This is a genomic window from Phenylobacterium sp. (assembly GCF_030693625.1).
GTDB lineage: Bacteria > Pseudomonadota > Alphaproteobacteria > Caulobacterales > Caulobacteraceae > Phenylobacterium > Phenylobacterium ferrooxidans.
On record NZ_JAUYAF010000070.1, the window covers coordinates 1 to 15,908 of the forward strand.

The window sequence follows — 15,908 nt, forward strand, 5'->3', positions numbered from 1 at the left end:
CAGCTCGTCGCACGAGGCAAGCCCGCAAAGCTCGTCGTCGTCGCCGTCATGAGAAAACTCATCGAGGCCGCAAACCTCGTCCTCAGCCGGCAACAGCCCTGGATTAGACAACCCACTTAACATGGTTGCTCATCCGACCGGTCCCCGACCGGCCACCTTCTCCCGCGAGGGGAGAAGGATTCTGAAATCAGAAGATCACCCGCTCCTGACCCCACCAGAGGGGCGAGCGGGCATGGTCGATGAACTTGCGCTCGTCCTCCAGCAGCAGCCGCGCCGCCGCCTGGGCCTCGGGTTTCGTCATCAGCGCGCCCAGCGCCTCAAGGCTCTCGTACCAGAGCTGCGCCACCCCGTCGTAGGGCGCAGGCGCATCGCGGCTGGCCCGCACCGGCTCGGAGAATTGGTCGGGCAGGCTGTGCATCTGGACATAGCGCTGGATGCCCAGCACCTCGCGCACGCTGGTCACCAGGGGCCCATGGGTCCCATGCCAATAGGCCTGGAAATCCTCCCGGCTCAGGCTCGGGAGGCGCACCAGGGCGAAGGTGAGCTTGATCATCGGTGTCTCCTCTTTGGCGACTATAGCGCCCGCAGGATCCCCATCGTCACCAGGGCCGCATTGTCCGAGGCCAGCTGGTTGAAGGCGGTGTAGAGCTTGTCCCCATCCCCCGCGCCAGCCAGGCTCGACAGGCCGCGGACCGCCACGAACGGCCTGGCGTTGCACCAGGCCACATGGGCCACCGCCGCGCTCTCGCAGTCCAGCACCCCGGCCTCGAAGGTGGCGAAGACATAGTCCCGCAGCTCGGTGTTGTTGACGAAGGCCGCGCCCGACACGCCATTGCCGCCGACCACCACCTTGGGCGCCTTGTCCAACTGGGCCGCGCCGGCGCCCTTCGACAGCACCACCGCCGCCGAAAGCTTGCGCGCCGCCGCCAGCATAGCCGGCCCTACGGGGAACCAGAACCGCCGCTCGGTCTCCCCATCGGGACCGGTCACCATCACCGGCTTGGGGAACATCATCCCGAAATTGCCATAGCCGCTGGGGATGCCCGAGGCCGGCTCGAAGCCCGAGGGGCCTTCGCGGCCCATCACCACCTCAAGGTACTGGCCCCACTGGCTGGCCACGAAGACGTCGCCCACCTTCAGCTCAGGATCGACCCCGCCCGCGCAGCCGCTCACCACCAGATGGGTCACGTTAAACAGGTCCAGGGTGCGCTGAGCCATCATGGCCGCATTGACCATCGACACCCCGCAGCAGACCAGCACCACCGCCTTGCCCGCCAGCGTGCCGGTGGTGAAGGCCGCACCGGCCACCCCATGCTCAGTGGTGTCGTTGAGGACCTTGCGCAGGGCGCTCAGCTCGCTCGCCATGGCGCCCAGCACCGCGATCCGGGGGGTGTCGTCCAGCATGCCTACTCCCGAGTGTCCTGCACGCAGAAGGCCGCGCCCTCCGGATCGAGCATCACTGTGTGAGTGTCATGGGTATCACGCACCGTCCCCCCCAGGGCGACAATCCGCGCCACCTCCTCGCGCCGAGGCCCGCCGACGATGTCCAGGTGCATCCGGCGCCCGGGCGTCAGCGCCGCCACATGCTGAAAGCAGAGCATCGGCCCTGGTCCGTCCACCATCACCGAGGGATCCGTCTCCGGCGTCAGGCCCAGACCCGCCAGCCGCGCGATCTCGGCGGCGTCATAGGCGCGCACCTCATAGCCCTCCAGCACCCCGGCCCAGAACCGGGCCAGGGCCGCCGGATGCAGGCTGTCGACGACGATCTCGCGGATCCGGGCCATCTTTTCGTCTCCCTGGGCGGCATCCTAGCCTGACGGATCGCGTCGCCCAGCTTCGTCCTTTGGAAAAAGGAGATACGCCATGAGCACCGACTTCGACCGCCTCGCGGCCCCCACCTGGGAATATGCACAGGCTTGGCACGAATTCGTGATGGAACCGGGAACGAGGTTGTGATCGCAGCGTTATGGTGAGGCTCCGGCCCTGGCGGGAGCACTGAGCGCCACGCGGGGGTGGCGGTCAGCTCAAGCCAAACTCCCCCAGATATTCGGAGACGACCATGCGTTTTGCCACCCTGATGACTGTTGCCGCCCTCGGCCTCGCCGCCGCCGCTTGCACCAAGAAGGAAGAAGCCACGACCCCGGTCGCCGCTGACGCCACCGCCGATCAGGCCGCCGCCGCCGCCGACACCGCCGCCGACGCCGCGGTGGACGCCGCCGACACCGCCACCGACGCCGCCAAGGAAGCCGGCGACAAGGCCGAAGACGCCATGAAGGCCGCCGGTGAAGCCACCGACGACAAGGTCGAAGCGGCCGCCGACGCCTCCAAGAACTAAAGACCCGACCTGGGACGCCTTGCGGCGTCCGGCGAAGGTTTACAGATCGGGCTCCGATCGCCTCCTCAGGCGGCCGGGGCCCTTTTCTATGGCGCCAGACGCCCCAGCCACCTGTGGCCAGGATAGAGCCGGGACACCACAGCCTCCAGCCAGGCCTTGGCCCCGGCGTCCAGCAGCGGCGCGAACAGGGCGAAGTCCGCTTCGTCCTTCGGCCGGAGCTTGGCGGCCTTGTAGAGCAGCGCCCCCTCCGGCTTCAGATAGGGCACGCCGGTCGGCGACCGCCCCATCATCTGCGCCCTTGGGGCTTTCACGCTCTCGTCCCGGCGGAACACCCAGGTCTCCGCGTCTCCCGGCTCAGCCATCACGTCCAGCCGCCAGGCGCCACCCTCCGCCCCCCAGATCTGGTGCTTGTCTTCCGGCGGCTCGGCCCCGGGCGCCAGGGAGAGAACCTCGCCGTCCCCCACCGAATAGAGATCAAGTCCCGCCAGCTGCGCCCGCATCTGCGGGAGGAACGGCTTGGGGACCGCGATCTCCAGGTCTTCATGGACCCGGCTCTCGCGACCCAGCCAGATGTCCAGGGCCCAGCCGCCCACCACGCACCAGGGCGCGGCGACGCCGGCCAGCCGGGCGGTCGCCTCCTCCGGGGTCCAGGCGTCCCAGGCTTCCAGCGGCGGGCCGTCCCAGTGGGGCGTCATGGCGGCCTCGCGTGTTTGAAAGGACTCAGTGTGTCTCGAAACCCACGCTGAGGCCAGATGTCGGATAGGCGACACTTCTCCTCGCAACCATCTGACGGTGACCGCATTCAGACGTGACGGCGAAGACGCCGGAGTCCGGAGTTGGATCGTGCGTATTCTGATTGTCGAAGACGAGATTCTGGTCGCCATGGAACTTGAGGAGACCCTCAACGACCTGGGCCATACCGTCGTGGGCATCGCTCCGGACCGGCGCACCTTCGAGGCCTTCGCGGCCGAGGAGATCGACGTCGCCCTCGTGGACCTGAACCTCCGCGACGGCGAGACCGGCGTGGACATCGGCCGCGCCCTGGCCGACCGCCGCGCCGCCGTGATCTTCGTCACCGCCAATCCCGGCCTGCTGCGCGACGGCGTCGCCGGCACGATCGGCGTCCTGCCCAAGCCCGCCACCCGCAAGGCCGTCGCCGATGTCGTGGAATACGCTGGCCGACGCAGCCCCCTGCTCTCGCCCCCCGGCGAACTGCGGCTGTTCGCGTAGAGAATGCCCTTCTCCCCTTGCGGGAGAAGGTGGCCGCTCGACGACCGGTCGGATGAGGGGTTACGCTCCCCTCTCAGCTGATCCTGCAACGCCGTAACCCGAGACGTCTATCGACCCCTCATCCGACCCTGCTCCGCAGGGCCACCTTCTCCCGCAAGGGGAGAAGGAGGGAATGTCAGTTCACCCGGCTAGGCCGCGTGAAGGAACGCGCCGGCGCGGTCATGGTGACCACCAACCCCTCGGGCAGCCATTCCCGGGTCAGGGTCCCGCCCAGCTGGCCCTCCACCGACACCTTCGAGAGCGTCGATCCAAAGCCGTCCGAGGCCGGCGGCCCCGCCACGGCCGGACCGCCGCTCTCACGCCAGCTCAGGCGGTAGTCATCGCCGACTCGTTCGGCGGTGATGGCCACACGTCCCTCTGGCGCCGACAGCGCCCCGTACTTGGCCGCGTTGGTGGCCAGCTCATGAAAGATCAGCGCCAGCGGGGTGGCCGCGCGGTCATCGATGGAGATGTCGTCACCGGCCAGGCTGATCCGCAGGCCCCCGGCGCCGTCATAGGGGGCGAAAAGTTCGGTCAGCAGGGCGAAGGCGGTCGCGGCCCGGGCGTTGGGCTGCGACACCTTGCTGTGGGGCCGCACGAAATCATGCGCCCGGCCGAGCGCCATGACCCGGTCGCGTAGGGCCATGGCATAGGCCTTGGACTCCGGATGGGTCCGCGCCGACAGCGAGATCAGGCCCGAGATCACCGCGAAGATGTTCTTGATCCGGTGGCTCAGCTCCTGGCTGACCAGCTCCCGCTCCTCGGCCAGCCGCTTGGCGTCGTCGATGTCGGTGCAGGTGCCGAACCAGCGGGTGATCTGGCCCGCCTCGTCACGGATCGGCAGGGCGCGTCCCAGGGTCCAGCGATAGGCGCCGGAGTGGTGTCGCAACCGGTACTCGATCTCATAGGGGTCGCCGGTCGCCAGGCTGTGGCTCCAAAGGGCCCGGGCCTGCTCCTGGTCGTCGGGGTGGAACATGTTGTTCCAGGCTTCGCCGTCGGTCGAGCCGGCGGGCGTCCCGGTGAACTCGTACCAGCGGGCGTTGTAATAGTCGTGATAGCCGTCCGGCAGGGTCGACCAGACCATCTGCGGCATGGAGTCGGCGATGGCCCGGAACCGGTCTTCCCCATCCTTAAGGCGGACGGTCTGGGCGCGCATGGCCAGCTGCGCCATCACCTGGCGCGCCAGGGCCAGCAGGGTCTCGGACTCGTCGGCGCTCAGCCCCTGCGGCCGGGCCACGGTGTCGATCACCGCCACCGAGCCGATCGGCACGCCGTCGGGGCTGTCGACCCGGGCGCCAGCGTAGAACCGCAGGAACGGCGTGCCGGTCACCAGGGGATTGTCGGCGGTTCGCGGGTCGGCGGTCAGGTCCGGAAACACCTCGAGGTCATCGCACACCAGGACGTGACGGCAGATCGCCATCTCCACCGGGGTCTCGCTGACCTCCAGCCCGATCCTGGCCTTGAACCACTGACGCTCGGCGTCGACGAAGCTCACCACCGCGATGGGCGCCTTGCAGACCAGGGCGGCCAGGCGCACCACGTCGTCGAAGGCGGTCTCCGCCCCTGTATCCAGGATTCCCGTCGCCATGAGCGACCGGACCCGGGCCTCCCTGCTATGCGCCTCGGTCACCGGCTCTGCTTCTCTTGCATCGCCGTGCGCCGGCGAAAATGCCTGATACCAAACATGGCCGGATTACGCTTGGCTTTCGGTCGAGTTCCGGAATGGGAAACACCTACCCACTCACGCAACTGCTCATATTGACCGGGGCGGTCGCCGCCCGCAGCCAGCCGCCCTCGACCTTGGTGAACTCCGAGAACCCCGACTGCGACCGGTACTCGCTGCGCACGGCGTCCCAGCCTTCCCAGTTCATCGCCACCACCAGCTTGGCGGTGACGCCCTTGGCCTGGTCGGTGGCGGTGATCTCGCGCTCGCCCTTGCAGCGCACCTCGAAGCCCTGGCACCCCTCGGTCTTGGCCAGGCACACGGCGTCGGTCTTCACGATCTGCTGGCGCCAGGCCAGGATCGCCTCGTCCAGGCCGCCATACTTCGCCTCGGCTCCGGTCTGCGCCTTGGGACTGCAGCTCGCCAGCACCGCCGCGGCGGCCAGGATCCAGACTCTACGCACTCGGTCTCTCCGTCTGATTGGCCGGTGGTTCTTGGGGGCAAACAAGGCTTCAGAATGGCGGGCGCATCCATCCCCCCATCGGCGCGTTGTGTCGGCTTAGGGACTTAGGAGGCTTGGCTATGAGACATCTGGTTTTGATTACGGGACTGGTGGTGGCCGCCGCCGCTGCGCCCACCCTGGCCAGCGCGCGCACCGCCTGCGACCAACGCGCCCACGACCGCAAGGTGACCGGCACCGTGCTCGGCGCCGTCGGCGGCGCCCTGATCGGCAACGCCGTGGGTGACGGCAAGGGCGCCATCATCGGCGGGGTTGGCGGCGCGGTGGTGGGCAACCAGCTCGCCCGCGTCAAGTGCGACACCGGCAGGACCTATACCCGCGCCAGCAACCGCACGACCGCGCGCAACAGCAACTACCGCCAAGCGTCGGCCGAGTGCCGCGTGGTCAGCCGCCCCTACTACGACGACCGCGGCCGGGTCAGCTATCATCAGACCCGCGTGTGCGGCCAATGAGGGCCGCGGGCCTGGCCCTGATGGCCGCCCTGTCGCTCACCGCCTGCAGCGACACTGACGACGTCAAGGTCGCCAAGGGGATCTGCACCCCCTTCGCCGCCACCCCGGCCGCCACCACCACCACGGCCGGCGTGCCGGCCCTGGGCCCCGCCGCCGTGGCGGACGGCGCCGGTCCGGTGGAGGACTGCCTGCATCGCTGGGCCTACAGCCTGGCCGGGGCCAAGGACTCCGCCGAGGTGGTGGCCGAGGCGACCATCGCGGCCTGCAGCTCGGCGCTGTCGGCCTGGAACCAGGCGTCGCTGTCGGGCCCGGCCGGCCCCTCCGACGCCATCAGCCTGGTCACCGGCGAACCCACCAGCGCCATCGCCGAACACCGCAACTTCGCGGCCAACCGCGCCCTGTTCTTCGTCGTCCAGGCCCGCGCCGGCCGCTGCGACCCGCCGCCGCCCGTCAAGGGCTAGGCCTGGACGCCCTTCCCCCGCGATGGGGGAAGGGCGCTCTCGCTGCACCGGACCGGCTCGGTGACAAGGTGGCCCTGCTGCTCTATGCATCAGGCCAGCTTATGTCCGGCCCGCGCCCCACCCTGCCGCTCAGCGCCTTGCGCGCCTGGCGCCTCGCCAAGGTGGCGCAATGAGCTGGAAGACGCAGCTGCGCCGGGGGCTGGAGGCCACCGGCCTGATCGGCCCCTACTACCGCTGGCGCGAGGCTCGCCTGGCCGCCATCGTCAGCGATCCGGTGGACGACGGCCTGCCCATGCCCCCGCCCGCCCTGCTGACCCTGGTCTCGGGCGCGGCGGGCCAGGCCTGGTATTCCGAGCGCGGCCGCGAGGACGCCGCGCAGTTCCGGGCGCTCGCCCTCGAACAGGGGATCGACCTCACCCAGCCCCGCACCGTGCTCGACTGGGGGGTCGGCTGCGGCCGCATCGCCCGCTGGCTGGCGGCCGACGTCACCGCCGCCGGGGGACAGTTCCTCGGCTGCGACATCCATCCCAAGCTGGTGGCCTGGTGCGCGGGCGCCCTGCCCGGCCGCTACCTGCGCAACGACCTTCGCCCGCCCCTGCCGCTCGCGCCGGCCAGCCTGGACCTGGTCTATTCCCACTCGGTCCTCACCCACCTGACGGAGGACACCGCGCGCGCCTGGCTGGCCGAACTGCGCCGCCTGCTGAAGCCCGGCGGCTGCGCCATCCTCACCTTCCACGACGAGACCTACGCCCAGGCCTGGGGGCCGCCCCAGGTCGCCGAGCGCCTCGCCACGCAGGCCTATGTCGTCTGGAACAACGCCCTGGAGGGCAGCAACTACCTGTCGGCCTGGACCCGCCGCGCCCATTTCCGGGCGCTCGCCGAGGCCGACTTCACCGTGGCCGCGATCATCGAGGGCGGTGTGGACTTTCCCACCCAGGCCATCGCCGTGCTGCGGCCCAGGGACCCGTCACCACCGGCGCAGAGACTCGTTTGACGAAGCCTCAGGCTTCGTCACGAGCGGGATGAGGAAAAGTGCCCAGCGGTTTTCCGCCCGCATCCCGCTTCAAAAGGACTCGTTTGACGAGGCTCAAGCCTCGTCAAACGGCGGCGGCAATTGCCCCGACTTGAACAGGATCACCGGGTTCTCGTCATAGTCCCCCAGCTCGGCGTCGGCCGAGGCGGAGAAGGCCACCACCCCCAGCCGGGTGTCGGACAGCCGGTCGGCCTTGCGCCGCGCCTCTTCCGCCGACTTGCAGATCACGACGGGCTCGGCCTTCAGCGCCTTGCCCTTGCCGGCGATATAGGACTGGACCAGGTGGACGGTCTCGATCGCCACGCGCCGCCTACTTCTTCAGGACGTTGGGGGTCCAGCCGGCCGGCGCGGTCGCCTTGGGCTTCTCGGCCTTCGGTTTGCGGACTTCCTTGTTGCTCTTCTTCTGACCCTTGGCCATGGCGGTGTTCCTTTGGCCCCCGGAGCGGGGCGAGATTCCATCTCAGCCTAGCACATTGTCCCCGCGTTCCCGGGGAATTCAGCGCCGCCTCTGGGCGCCGGCGCGTCAACCGACCTAGACTGCGAGACGCAGGGAAAGAACACCACATGGACCGGCCGAGCCTCGCATCGAAACTCATCCTGGCCCTGGCCATCCTCGCAGGCGTCAGCTTCCTGGCCGCCAACCGCTTCGCCCTGCCCGAGGCCGCGACCATTGTCTGGAAGGGCTCGGGCGTCGCCCTGCTGGCCCTCTACGCCGCCACCCGCGCCAAGACCCCCGACGGCTGGCTGCTGGCCCTTGTCATGGCGCTCGGCGCCACCGGCGACGTGCTGCTGGAGACCCACGGCCTGGTCACCGGCGCCGTGGCCTTCCTGGCCGGCCACCTGGTGGCCATCGCCCTCTATCTCCGCAACCGCCGCCCGGCCCTGGAACCCAGCCAGCGCCTGCTGGCCATCCTCATCGTGCCGGCCACGGTGATCATCGCCTACCTGCTGCCCGCCGACCGCGCCGGCGCGCCGGGCGTCGCCTTCTATTCCACGGGCCTGGCCCTCATGGCCGCCGCCGCCTGGATCAGCCGCTTCCCGCGCATGAGCGTGGGCCTCGGCGCCCTGATGTTCGTGGCCTCCGACCTGCTGATCTTCGCCCGCGCCGGCCCCCTGGAGCACAACCCCTGGGTCGGCTTCGGCGTCTGGGCGCTCTACTTCGCCGGCCAGCTCCGAATCTGCCTGGGGGTCGTGGGGACGTTGGCGCGGCGGGCCCCGCAGGCCGCGCCCTCGCCATCCGTCCCCGCCCGCGCCTGAGCCGCCTTGCGCCCGGCGGCCTCAGCCGGCGGACGCCGCGCCCGGAGCGCGCTCGCCGACAATCGAAACCCGCTCGCCGTATCGGGAGTGGGGGAAGTAATCCCACACCGAGTGGTGCTGCGTGCAGCGATTGTCCCAGAAGGTCAGGGTGTTGGGCTCCCACCGCACCCGGCAGTGCAGCTTGGGTTCGCGCGGCAGCAGAGCGAACAGGCTGTCCAGCAGCGCCCGGCTCTCCCAGCGCTGCAGCCCGACGATGTGGGTGGTGAAGCCCGAATTGACGTTCAGCACTTTCCGCCCGGTGTCCGGATGCCGGATGACCACGGGATGCTCGTGACGGGGATAGCCCCCCTCCGGCGGCTTGGACTGGTAGTTGCCGATATAGGGCAGGGCGCCGTCGTGCACCGCCGTCAGGCCCTCGAGGAAGGCCTTCATCGGCGGCGAGAGCATCTCATAGGCCATGTACATGTCGGCGAACAGCGTATCGCCGCCGCCGCATTCCGGCGTCTCGGTGATGTACAGCATCGAGCCCAGCGGCGGGATCTCGTCGCAGGTGACATCGGTGTGCCAGCCCTCGCCCGCCGTATAGGCCGACTGGGCGTTGGTCTTGACGACCAGCACCTCGGAGTCCTGGCCGGGACGGCCGTGGTTCATGGGGTGCACGTGCAGGCGGCCGAAATGCCGGCCGAAGGCCTTGTGCGCCTCCCGGTCGAGATGCTGGTCGCGAAACACCAGCACCATCCAGTCGGCCCAGGCCGCGCGGATGTCCCGCAGCTGCTCGGCCGACAGCGGCCCGGAGAGATCGACGCCTTCGACCTCCGCGCCGATGTGGGGCGAGATCGGAGTCACCCGCAAGGTCCCGTATTGCGTGCGACGCTCGCCCGCGATGGGGACGTGCTTGGAAAGGGTGGCGACGGCCATGGGCTTCCTCCGGGCGCTCTTGGGGCGGCGCCTGTCTCCGCCGAAAGCCTAGATCAGGGGCGTCAGCCGGGCAACCGGGCCCTGACCGGCGGCGCCCGGACCGGCGCCCGCCTCAGCTGGGCGTACTCCACCAATCGCGCTCCGGCTCCGGCGTCTCCGCCAACGGCCCGCGCCCGACCGTCGCCAGCGCCTCGTCGTGGCTCATGCCGAACTTGCGGATCACCACCACGATGGGCTGCTGCGCCTCCTCTTCCGGCTCGGGCGCGAGGGCCCGCCGCGCGCCGTACTTCTTCGGCGCCAGCATCGCGGCCGTCCAGCGCAGGGTCTTGATGCGCAGGGCGTCGCCCCGCGCCGTGCTCTCGGTGGACTCCAGGGCGATCTCCAGCATGGCGTCGGCGAAGATGTCGGCGGCGACGGCCTTGGCCTTCAGATAGGCGTCGTGGAAGCCGTCGTCGGCCCGGATCCAGTGATAGATGGTCGAGGCGCACGGCATGTCGGCGTCGGCCCCGATGGACAGGACCGTCTCCCCGGCCGCGATCCGCCGCAGGATCACCCCGCCCAGTTCGTCGGTATAGGTCGAGACCCGCCCCCTGCGCCCGTCCTGGCGCGGCCGCAGGGCCTGGCGCCAGCGCCGGTCCTCATCCTCCGCCCGGTCCCGGGCCCGCCGGTCGCGCCGCGCCTGGTCCTGCGCCGCCTCATAGGCCGCCGCGAACCCGGGCTCCCGCGCCCGCCACTTGTAGATCGCCTGCACCGAGGGCATCCCGGGCTCGCGCCCCAGGGACGCCTCGCTCTGCCCCGCCGCGATCTTGTCGCAGATCAGCTTGCCGAGCTCGGGGGAGTACCGCACCTGCGGACGGCGATCGGGACGCCCGAACGGCGGCGGCCGCGACGACATGGACACCTGGGCGATGACTTGGGGAGGCTCGCAGCCTCTCACGGACGGGGCGATCCGTCAAGAACAAATCATGAACATCTATTCTCTTGGTTAGCACTCAGCGGACGGTGAGGGCCCGATTTTCGCAGGGTCGGCGCCTTGAAATCCCCGGCGACAGCTGTCACTTTAGAATATGACACCTGACGCAAGATGCGGAATAGATATAGGAACCAAACGTGGCGACCAAGCCTCATAGCCCCCGTGACAAGGTGAGGATCGGCGGCGGCTATTCGACGGGAGCGGACCTGTGGAGTGTGAAAGGGATTGATCCCGAAGCTCGCGAGATGGCGGAAAGCCAAGCGCGCCGTTCCGGCATATCGCTTGGCGAATGGCTAAACAGGGCCATCCTCGACGAGATAGAACCCGAGGCATCTCCCGACTTCGGACACGTCGGGGAGCCCGCGGATCAGGCGATGGCGGCGCTGGATCGCGGCCATGAGCTCCAGATTGCCTACGCGCAGTCAGTCGGGGAAGCCAATTTACACGCGAACATGGCCGTCGCGGAGAGCGCCCGGCTCTCCGGAATCTGGACGCGCGTCTCGGCCCTCCTGGGCGGCAGAGACATCCTGCGTCGCGACGTGGACGGCCCCCTCGACGCGCACGAGCTGCTTCAGGCCGGCCTGCCCGCGCGGGCGCTGACGCACCTCGTTGATCACGTACGACTGCTCCGTTCCCCCGATCAATTCGAGAAGGCTGTCGGTATGAGTCAACGCACGCTTCAACGGCGACGGGAGGAGCTTCATCGGCCGCTGAACCCTGAGCAGGGCGGACGGACGTGGAAGTTCGCTGAAGTCCTTGCGAAGGCGACGGCGGTGTTCGGCTCGCAGTTGGAGGCGGAGCAGTGGCTACAGCATCCCGCCATGGGCCTGAACCAGCGAAAGCCCCTCGACCTGCTCTCCACAGCCGCAGGGATCGAGGCCGTCGAGGAGCACCTTGGACGTCTTGAGTACGGCGTCTACGCGTGACACCGCTGCCCTCCCCCTTGGGGGCGCCTGAGGTCATCGCCTGGCGGCTGGATGAGGCTCGCTTCGCGCCAAGTTGGGACAGCGGGGAAGGCGGATACCTCTTTGGCGGACGCTGGAACAGCAAAGGCGTTCGAGCTGTCTACTGTGCGCTCGACCCGTCAACGGCCATTCTTGAAGTGGCTGTGCACAAGGGCTTCAGGACGCTGGACACCGTTCCCCACGTCCTGACCGCCCTCCGCATCAGGGACCCTATGTCCGTCCGGATTGTTCCGCCCGAAGATGTTCCTAATCCGAACTGGATGCGCCCCGGCGTACCGAGTGCTGGCCAACAGAGGTTCGGAGACGACCTCCTCAGCGCACACGCTTTCATGGCTATTCCAAGCGCCGTTTCGGTCCACAGCTGGAATCTGGTGTTCGTCGCCACGGTGGCGAGTGGCGGCTATGACGTGGTCTTGCAGGAGCCCTTCGCCTTGGACACCAGGCTCCATCCCCCGACCTGAGCGTCCGGATTGCACGTGCGGGACAGGCGCCCCCCACAGGGGCCTCGAGGTTTGTGAACTCTGACCCCGACCCTACCGGCTCAGCAGTTCCTCGGTGAACCCGCCGAACCGCCCCTGCGGCTCCACCAGGTGGACCTCGAGTATCCAGTAGCGTTCGCGCCCATCGGCATCCGGCGCGCGCATCCGCATGTCATTGCCCGGCGCCACCAGGGAGACCGACCGCTCGCCAGGGAAGGCCGTGTGCGGGAACTCCCCCACCAAGTGGCCGGCGATATTGCCTCCGAATGTCCAGCCGCGCTGCTCGGCAGTCCGGTGCGCCTGCGCATAGAGGGCCGCGCCGGTCATGTCGGCATCGGCCTCGTAGAAGGCCCGCAGCTCCGCCCACACCAGGGGCAGGTCCCGGCGCAGGGCCTGCTTCACCGGATCTTCCCCCAGCACGAAGGTGCGCCCGAAGTCGGCCTCCCAGTCGTCGAACACCGGGCCGAGGTCCACGAACAGGATGTCGTCGGCGGCGATCACCAGGTCGGCGGGGTCGTCATGATAGGTGGTGACGCTGTTGGCGCCGGCCCGCACCACCCGCTTGTGCCAGTGGGCCTCGACCCCGAACTGCCCGGCGGCCAGAGCATGGATCTCGTTGGAAAGCTGGCTCTCCCGCAGGCCCGCGCGCACCAGGCCGTTCGCCTCGATGGCGGCGAACAGGGCCCCCGCGCGGCCTTGGGCGGCGTGCAGGCTCGCCAGGCGAGCGGGTTCGTCAAAGGTGGTCATCGGGTCGCCGTTCGTGTGGTTCGTGTGGTTCGTGGTTCCAGTCTTCAGAACCCCACCGTCGTGCGGCCGAGGGATGGGTCCTCAGGACAAGCCCGAACTCGCCGCCCTACTTCCCCCGCTCGTAATTCAGGATCGGGGCCAGCCAGCGCTCGGCGGTCTTCAGGTCCCAGCCCTTGCGCCGCGCATAGTCCTCGACCTGGTCCTTCTCGATCCGCCCGACGCCGAAATAGTGCGCCTCCGGGTGGCCGAAATAGAGCCCCGAGACCGAGGCCGGCGGGTTCATGGCGAAGCTCTCGGTGAGTTGCATGCCGGTCTGGGCGGGCGCGTCCAGGATGCGGAACAGCTCGGCCTTCTCGGTGTGGTCGGGCTGGGCGGGGTAGCCCGCGGCCGGGCGGATGCCGCGATACTTCTCGCCGATCAGCGCCTCGATATCGAAGGGCTCGTCGGGGGCGTAACCCCACAGCTCGGTGCGCACCTTGCGGTGCATGGCCTCGGCGAAGGCCTCGGCCAGGCGGTCGGCCAGGGCCGCGGCCAGGATGGCCGAATAGTCGTCGCCCCTGTCCTTGAAGGCCTTGGCGATCTCGGGCTCGCCGTGACCGGCGGTCACCGCGAAGCCGCCGATCCAGTCGCGCTCGCCCATGGGAGCCACGAAGTCAGAGAGCGCCACATTGGCCCGGCCGCCCTCCCCCTTGGACATCTGCTGGCGCAGGGTGTGCAGGCGGGTCAGCTCGACGCTGCGGGTCTCGTCGGTCCAGACCACCACGTCGTCGCCGTCGGAATTGGCCGGCCAGAAGCCCACCACCCCGCGCGCCTCGAACCACTTCTCGTCCACGATCTGCTTGAGCATGACCTGGGCGTCCTTGAAGAGATCGGTGGCGGCCTGACCCACCACGTCGTCCTCCAGGATGGCGGGGTAGTGGCCCACCAGCTCCCAGGACGCGAAGAACGGCGTCCAGTCGATGTGCTTGGCGAGATCGCCGAGATCATAGGCCGTGAAGGTGCGGGTCCCGATGAAGCTGGGGGGCGTCGCCTGCCAGCCGGAGACCTTGAAGGCGTTGGCCCGGGCGTCGGCCAGGGTGGCGCGGGCGCGGTTGGTGTTGCCGCGGGCGAACTGCTCGCGGACCTTGGCGTAGTCGGCCCGGGTCTCGGCCTGGATCCGGTCGCGTTCGGTCTTCGACAGCAGGCCCGAGACCACGCCGACGGCGCGGCTGGCGTCCAGCACATAGGTGGTGGAGCCGCCCTGATAGCCGGGCTCGATCTTCACCGCCGTGTGGGTCTTGCTGGTGGTGGCGCCGCCGATCAGCAGCGGGATGGTGAAGCCGCGCCGCTCCATCTCGCTGGCCACATAGACCATTTCGTCGAGGCTCGGCGTGATCAGGCCCGACAGGCCGACGATGTCGACATTGTGGGCGATGGCCTCGTCCAGGATGCGGTCACAGGCCACCATGACGCCCAGGTCGATGACCTCGTAATTGTTGCACTGCAGGACCACGCCGACGATGTTCTTGCCGATGTCGTGGACGTCGCCCTTGACGGTGGCCATCAGGATCTTGCCGGCGTTCTCCCGCGGCTTGCCCTCCTTCTCGGCCTCCATGAACGGCATGAGATAGGCCACGGCCTGCTTCATCACCCGGGCCGACTTCACCACCTGCGGCAGGAACATCTTCCCCGAGCCGAACAGGTCGCCCACCACGTTCATCCCGTCCATCAGCGGACCTTCGATGACGTGCAGCGGCCGCTCCACCGACAGGCGCACCTCCTCGGTGTCGGCCTCGATGAAGTCGGTCAGGCCGTTGACCAGGGCATGGGCCAGCCGCTTTTCCACCGGCAGTTCGCGCCAGGCCAGGTTGGGGCCCTTGGCCTCCGACTTGCCGCCCTTGTACTTGGGCGCCAGCTCCACCAGCCGCTCGGTGTTGGAGATGTTGGTCCGCTGCGGGCGGTTGAGGATCACGTCCTCGACGGCCTCGCGCAGCTCCTCGGGAATGTCGTCATAGACCGGCAGGTCGCCGGCGTTGACGATGCCCATGTCCATGCCCGCGGCGATGGCGTGGTAGAGGAACACCCCGTGGATCGCGCGCCGCACCGGCTCGTTGCCGCGGAAGCTGAACGAGACGTTGGACACCCCGCCCGAGATCCGGGCCAACGGCAGGGTCTGCTTGATGACCCGCACCGCCTCGATGAAGTCGACCGCGTAGTTGTTGTGCTCGTCGATCCCCGTCGCCACGGCGAAGATGTTGGGGTCGAAGATGATGTCCTCGGCCGGGAAGCCGACCTCGTCCACCAGGATGCGATAGGCCCGGGTGCAGATCTCGATCTTGCGCTGCGCCGTGTCGGCCTGGCCGACCTCGTCGAAGGCCATCACCACCACGGCCGCGCCATAGCGGAGGCAGGCCTTGGCCTGTTCGCGGAACTTGTCCTCGCCCTCCTTCATGGAGATCGAATTGACGATGGCCTTGCCCTGGACGCACTTCAGGCCCGCCTCGATCACCTCCCACTTGGAAGAGTCGATCATGATCGGCACCCGGGCGATGTCCGGCTCTGCGGCGATCAGGTTGAGGAACGTCTTCATGGCCGCGACGCTGTCCAGCAGCCCCTCGTCCATGTTGATGTCGATCACCGAGGCGCCGGCGTCCACCTGCTGGCGCGCCACGCTCAGCGCCGCCGGATAGTCCCCCTCGGCGACCAGCTTACGGAATTTGGCCGAGCCGGTGACGTTGGTCCGCTCGCCGACATTTATGAAGATAGGTCGCATCGATTCCGCTCTCTTGTCCCCTCTCGTCCTTCGCCCCTTGTGGGGTTGAGAGCGGCGGCTCGCTCTTGCGATCCGCATGGCCGG

General features: G+C 68.8%; 20 protein-coding genes. 8 read left to right on the top strand and 12 right to left on the bottom strand.

Annotated elements, in window-relative coordinates:
• Positions 1-187 precede the first annotated feature (187 nt).
• Genes Q8N10_RS15500 through Q8N10_RS15510 form a run of 3 tightly spaced genes read right to left on the bottom strand, consistent with a single transcriptional unit; the run spans position 188 to position 1,784 of the window.
• Positions 188-553: an EthD domain-containing protein gene (locus Q8N10_RS15500; RefSeq protein ID WP_304778850.1), complete on the bottom strand. Its 366-nt coding sequence runs from the start codon at positions 551-553 to the stop codon at positions 188-190.
• A gap of 20 nt (positions 554-573) precedes the next feature.
• Positions 574-1,404, bottom strand: a complete 831-nt coding sequence (locus Q8N10_RS15505; RefSeq protein WP_304778852.1) for a 5'-methylthioadenosine/S-adenosylhomocysteine nucleosidase — start codon at positions 1,402-1,404, stop codon at positions 574-576.
• A gap of 2 nt (positions 1,405-1,406) precedes the next feature.
• Positions 1,407-1,784, bottom strand: coding sequence for a VOC family protein (locus tag Q8N10_RS15510; RefSeq protein ID WP_304778855.1), 378 nt, complete (start codon positions 1,782-1,784; stop codon positions 1,407-1,409).
• A gap of 275 nt (positions 1,785-2,059) precedes the next feature.
• Here Q8N10_RS15510 and Q8N10_RS15515 point away from each other — a divergent pair, with 275 nt between their 5' ends.
• On the top strand, positions 2,060-2,335 hold the full coding sequence (locus Q8N10_RS15515) for a hypothetical protein (RefSeq protein ID WP_304778857.1): 276 nt from the start codon (positions 2,060-2,062) through the stop codon (positions 2,333-2,335).
• Between the two features lie 86 nt (positions 2,336-2,421).
• Here the strand turns inward: Q8N10_RS15515 and Q8N10_RS15520 are convergent, their stop codons facing one another.
• Entirely contained in the window at positions 2,422-3,030 is a 609-nt protein-coding gene (locus Q8N10_RS15520) for a nucleotidyltransferase domain-containing protein (protein ID WP_304778860.1), read from the bottom strand.
• Between the two features lie 148 nt (positions 3,031-3,178).
• On the opposite strand from Q8N10_RS15520, the gene Q8N10_RS15525 reads away from it, so the two are divergent.
• Positions 3,179-3,565, top strand: coding sequence for a response regulator (locus Q8N10_RS15525; protein ID WP_304778862.1), 387 nt, complete (start codon positions 3,179-3,181; stop codon positions 3,563-3,565).
• A 175-nt stretch (positions 3,566-3,740) separates the two neighbouring features.
• On the opposite strand, the gene Q8N10_RS15530 is transcribed toward Q8N10_RS15525, so the two are convergent.
• Both Q8N10_RS15530 and Q8N10_RS15535 read right to left on the bottom strand, forming a co-directional pair.
• Positions 3,741-5,192 (bottom strand): sensor histidine kinase, encoded by a 1,452-nt coding sequence (locus Q8N10_RS15530; protein ID WP_304778865.1) that lies wholly within the window; start codon positions 5,190-5,192, stop codon positions 3,741-3,743.
• A gap of 145 nt (positions 5,193-5,337) precedes the next feature.
• Positions 5,338-5,730 (bottom strand): hypothetical protein, encoded by a 393-nt coding sequence (locus tag Q8N10_RS15535; RefSeq protein ID WP_304778867.1) that lies wholly within the window; start codon positions 5,728-5,730, stop codon positions 5,338-5,340.
• Between the two features lie 119 nt (positions 5,731-5,849).
• Between Q8N10_RS15535 and Q8N10_RS15540 the strand changes: the two genes are divergently transcribed.
• From Q8N10_RS15540 to Q8N10_RS15550, 3 genes are all read left to right on the top strand, one after another.
• On the top strand, positions 5,850-6,239 hold the full coding sequence (locus Q8N10_RS15540) for a YMGG-like glycine zipper-containing protein (RefSeq protein WP_304778870.1): 390 nt from the start codon (positions 5,850-5,852) through the stop codon (positions 6,237-6,239).
• Positions 6,236-6,700 carry a hypothetical protein gene (locus Q8N10_RS15545; RefSeq protein WP_304778872.1) on the top strand — a complete coding sequence of 155 codons (465 nt, stop codon included), beginning with the start codon at positions 6,236-6,238 and terminating at the stop codon, positions 6,698-6,700. Before Q8N10_RS15540 ends, Q8N10_RS15545 begins: the two co-directional genes overlap by 4 nt.
• A gap of 169 nt (positions 6,701-6,869) precedes the next feature.
• Entirely contained in the window at positions 6,870-7,694 is an 825-nt protein-coding gene (locus Q8N10_RS15550) for a class I SAM-dependent methyltransferase (RefSeq protein ID WP_304778875.1), read from the top strand.
• 93 nt (positions 7,695-7,787) lie between these two features.
• Here Q8N10_RS15550 and Q8N10_RS15555 read toward each other — a convergent pair whose 3' ends face one another.
• Both Q8N10_RS15555 and Q8N10_RS15560 read right to left on the bottom strand, forming a co-directional pair.
• Entirely contained in the window at positions 7,788-8,036 is a 249-nt protein-coding gene (locus tag Q8N10_RS15555; RefSeq protein ID WP_304778877.1) for a hypothetical protein, read from the bottom strand.
• Between the two features lie 7 nt (positions 8,037-8,043).
• Positions 8,044-8,151: a hypothetical protein gene (locus tag Q8N10_RS15560; protein ID WP_304778880.1), complete on the bottom strand. Its 108-nt coding sequence runs from the start codon at positions 8,149-8,151 to the stop codon at positions 8,044-8,046.
• 146 nt (positions 8,152-8,297) lie between these two features.
• Between Q8N10_RS15560 and Q8N10_RS15565 the strand changes: the two genes are divergently transcribed.
• Positions 8,298-8,990, top strand: a complete 693-nt coding sequence (locus tag Q8N10_RS15565; RefSeq protein WP_304778883.1) for a lysoplasmalogenase family protein — start codon at positions 8,298-8,300, stop codon at positions 8,988-8,990.
• A 21-nt stretch (positions 8,991-9,011) separates the two neighbouring features.
• Here Q8N10_RS15565 and Q8N10_RS15570 read toward each other — a convergent pair whose 3' ends face one another.
• Both Q8N10_RS15570 and Q8N10_RS15575 read right to left on the bottom strand, forming a co-directional pair.
• The gene (locus Q8N10_RS15570) at positions 9,012-9,908 is read right to left on the bottom strand and encodes a TauD/TfdA family dioxygenase (RefSeq protein WP_304778886.1); all 897 of its coding nucleotides are present in this window, start codon (positions 9,906-9,908) and stop codon (positions 9,012-9,014) included.
• A gap of 112 nt (positions 9,909-10,020) precedes the next feature.
• On the bottom strand, positions 10,021-10,803 hold the full coding sequence (locus Q8N10_RS15575) for a hypothetical protein (protein ID WP_304778889.1): 783 nt from the start codon (positions 10,801-10,803) through the stop codon (positions 10,021-10,023).
• A gap of 215 nt (positions 10,804-11,018) precedes the next feature.
• Between Q8N10_RS15575 and Q8N10_RS15580 the strand changes: the two genes are divergently transcribed.
• Both Q8N10_RS15580 and Q8N10_RS15585 read left to right on the top strand, forming a co-directional pair.
• Entirely contained in the window at positions 11,019-11,807 is a 789-nt protein-coding gene (locus tag Q8N10_RS15580; RefSeq protein WP_304778891.1) for an antitoxin Xre/MbcA/ParS toxin-binding domain-containing protein, read from the top strand.
• Complete coding sequence (locus Q8N10_RS15585) at positions 11,804-12,307, top strand: RES family NAD+ phosphorylase (protein WP_304778894.1); 504 nt, start codon at positions 11,804-11,806, stop codon at positions 12,305-12,307. The genes Q8N10_RS15580 and Q8N10_RS15585 overlap by 4 nt, the downstream gene beginning before the upstream one ends.
• A 72-nt stretch (positions 12,308-12,379) precedes the next feature.
• Here Q8N10_RS15585 and Q8N10_RS15590 read toward each other — a convergent pair whose 3' ends face one another.
• The gene (locus tag Q8N10_RS15590; RefSeq protein WP_304778897.1) at positions 12,380-13,072 is read right to left on the bottom strand and encodes a M24 family metallopeptidase; all 693 of its coding nucleotides are present in this window, start codon (positions 13,070-13,072) and stop codon (positions 12,380-12,382) included.
• Between the two features lie 106 nt (positions 13,073-13,178).
• On the bottom strand, positions 13,179-15,824 hold the full coding sequence (gene metH, locus Q8N10_RS15595) for a methionine synthase (RefSeq protein WP_304778900.1): 2,646 nt from the start codon (positions 15,822-15,824) through the stop codon (positions 13,179-13,181).
• Positions 15,825-15,908: the final 84 nt, after the last annotated feature.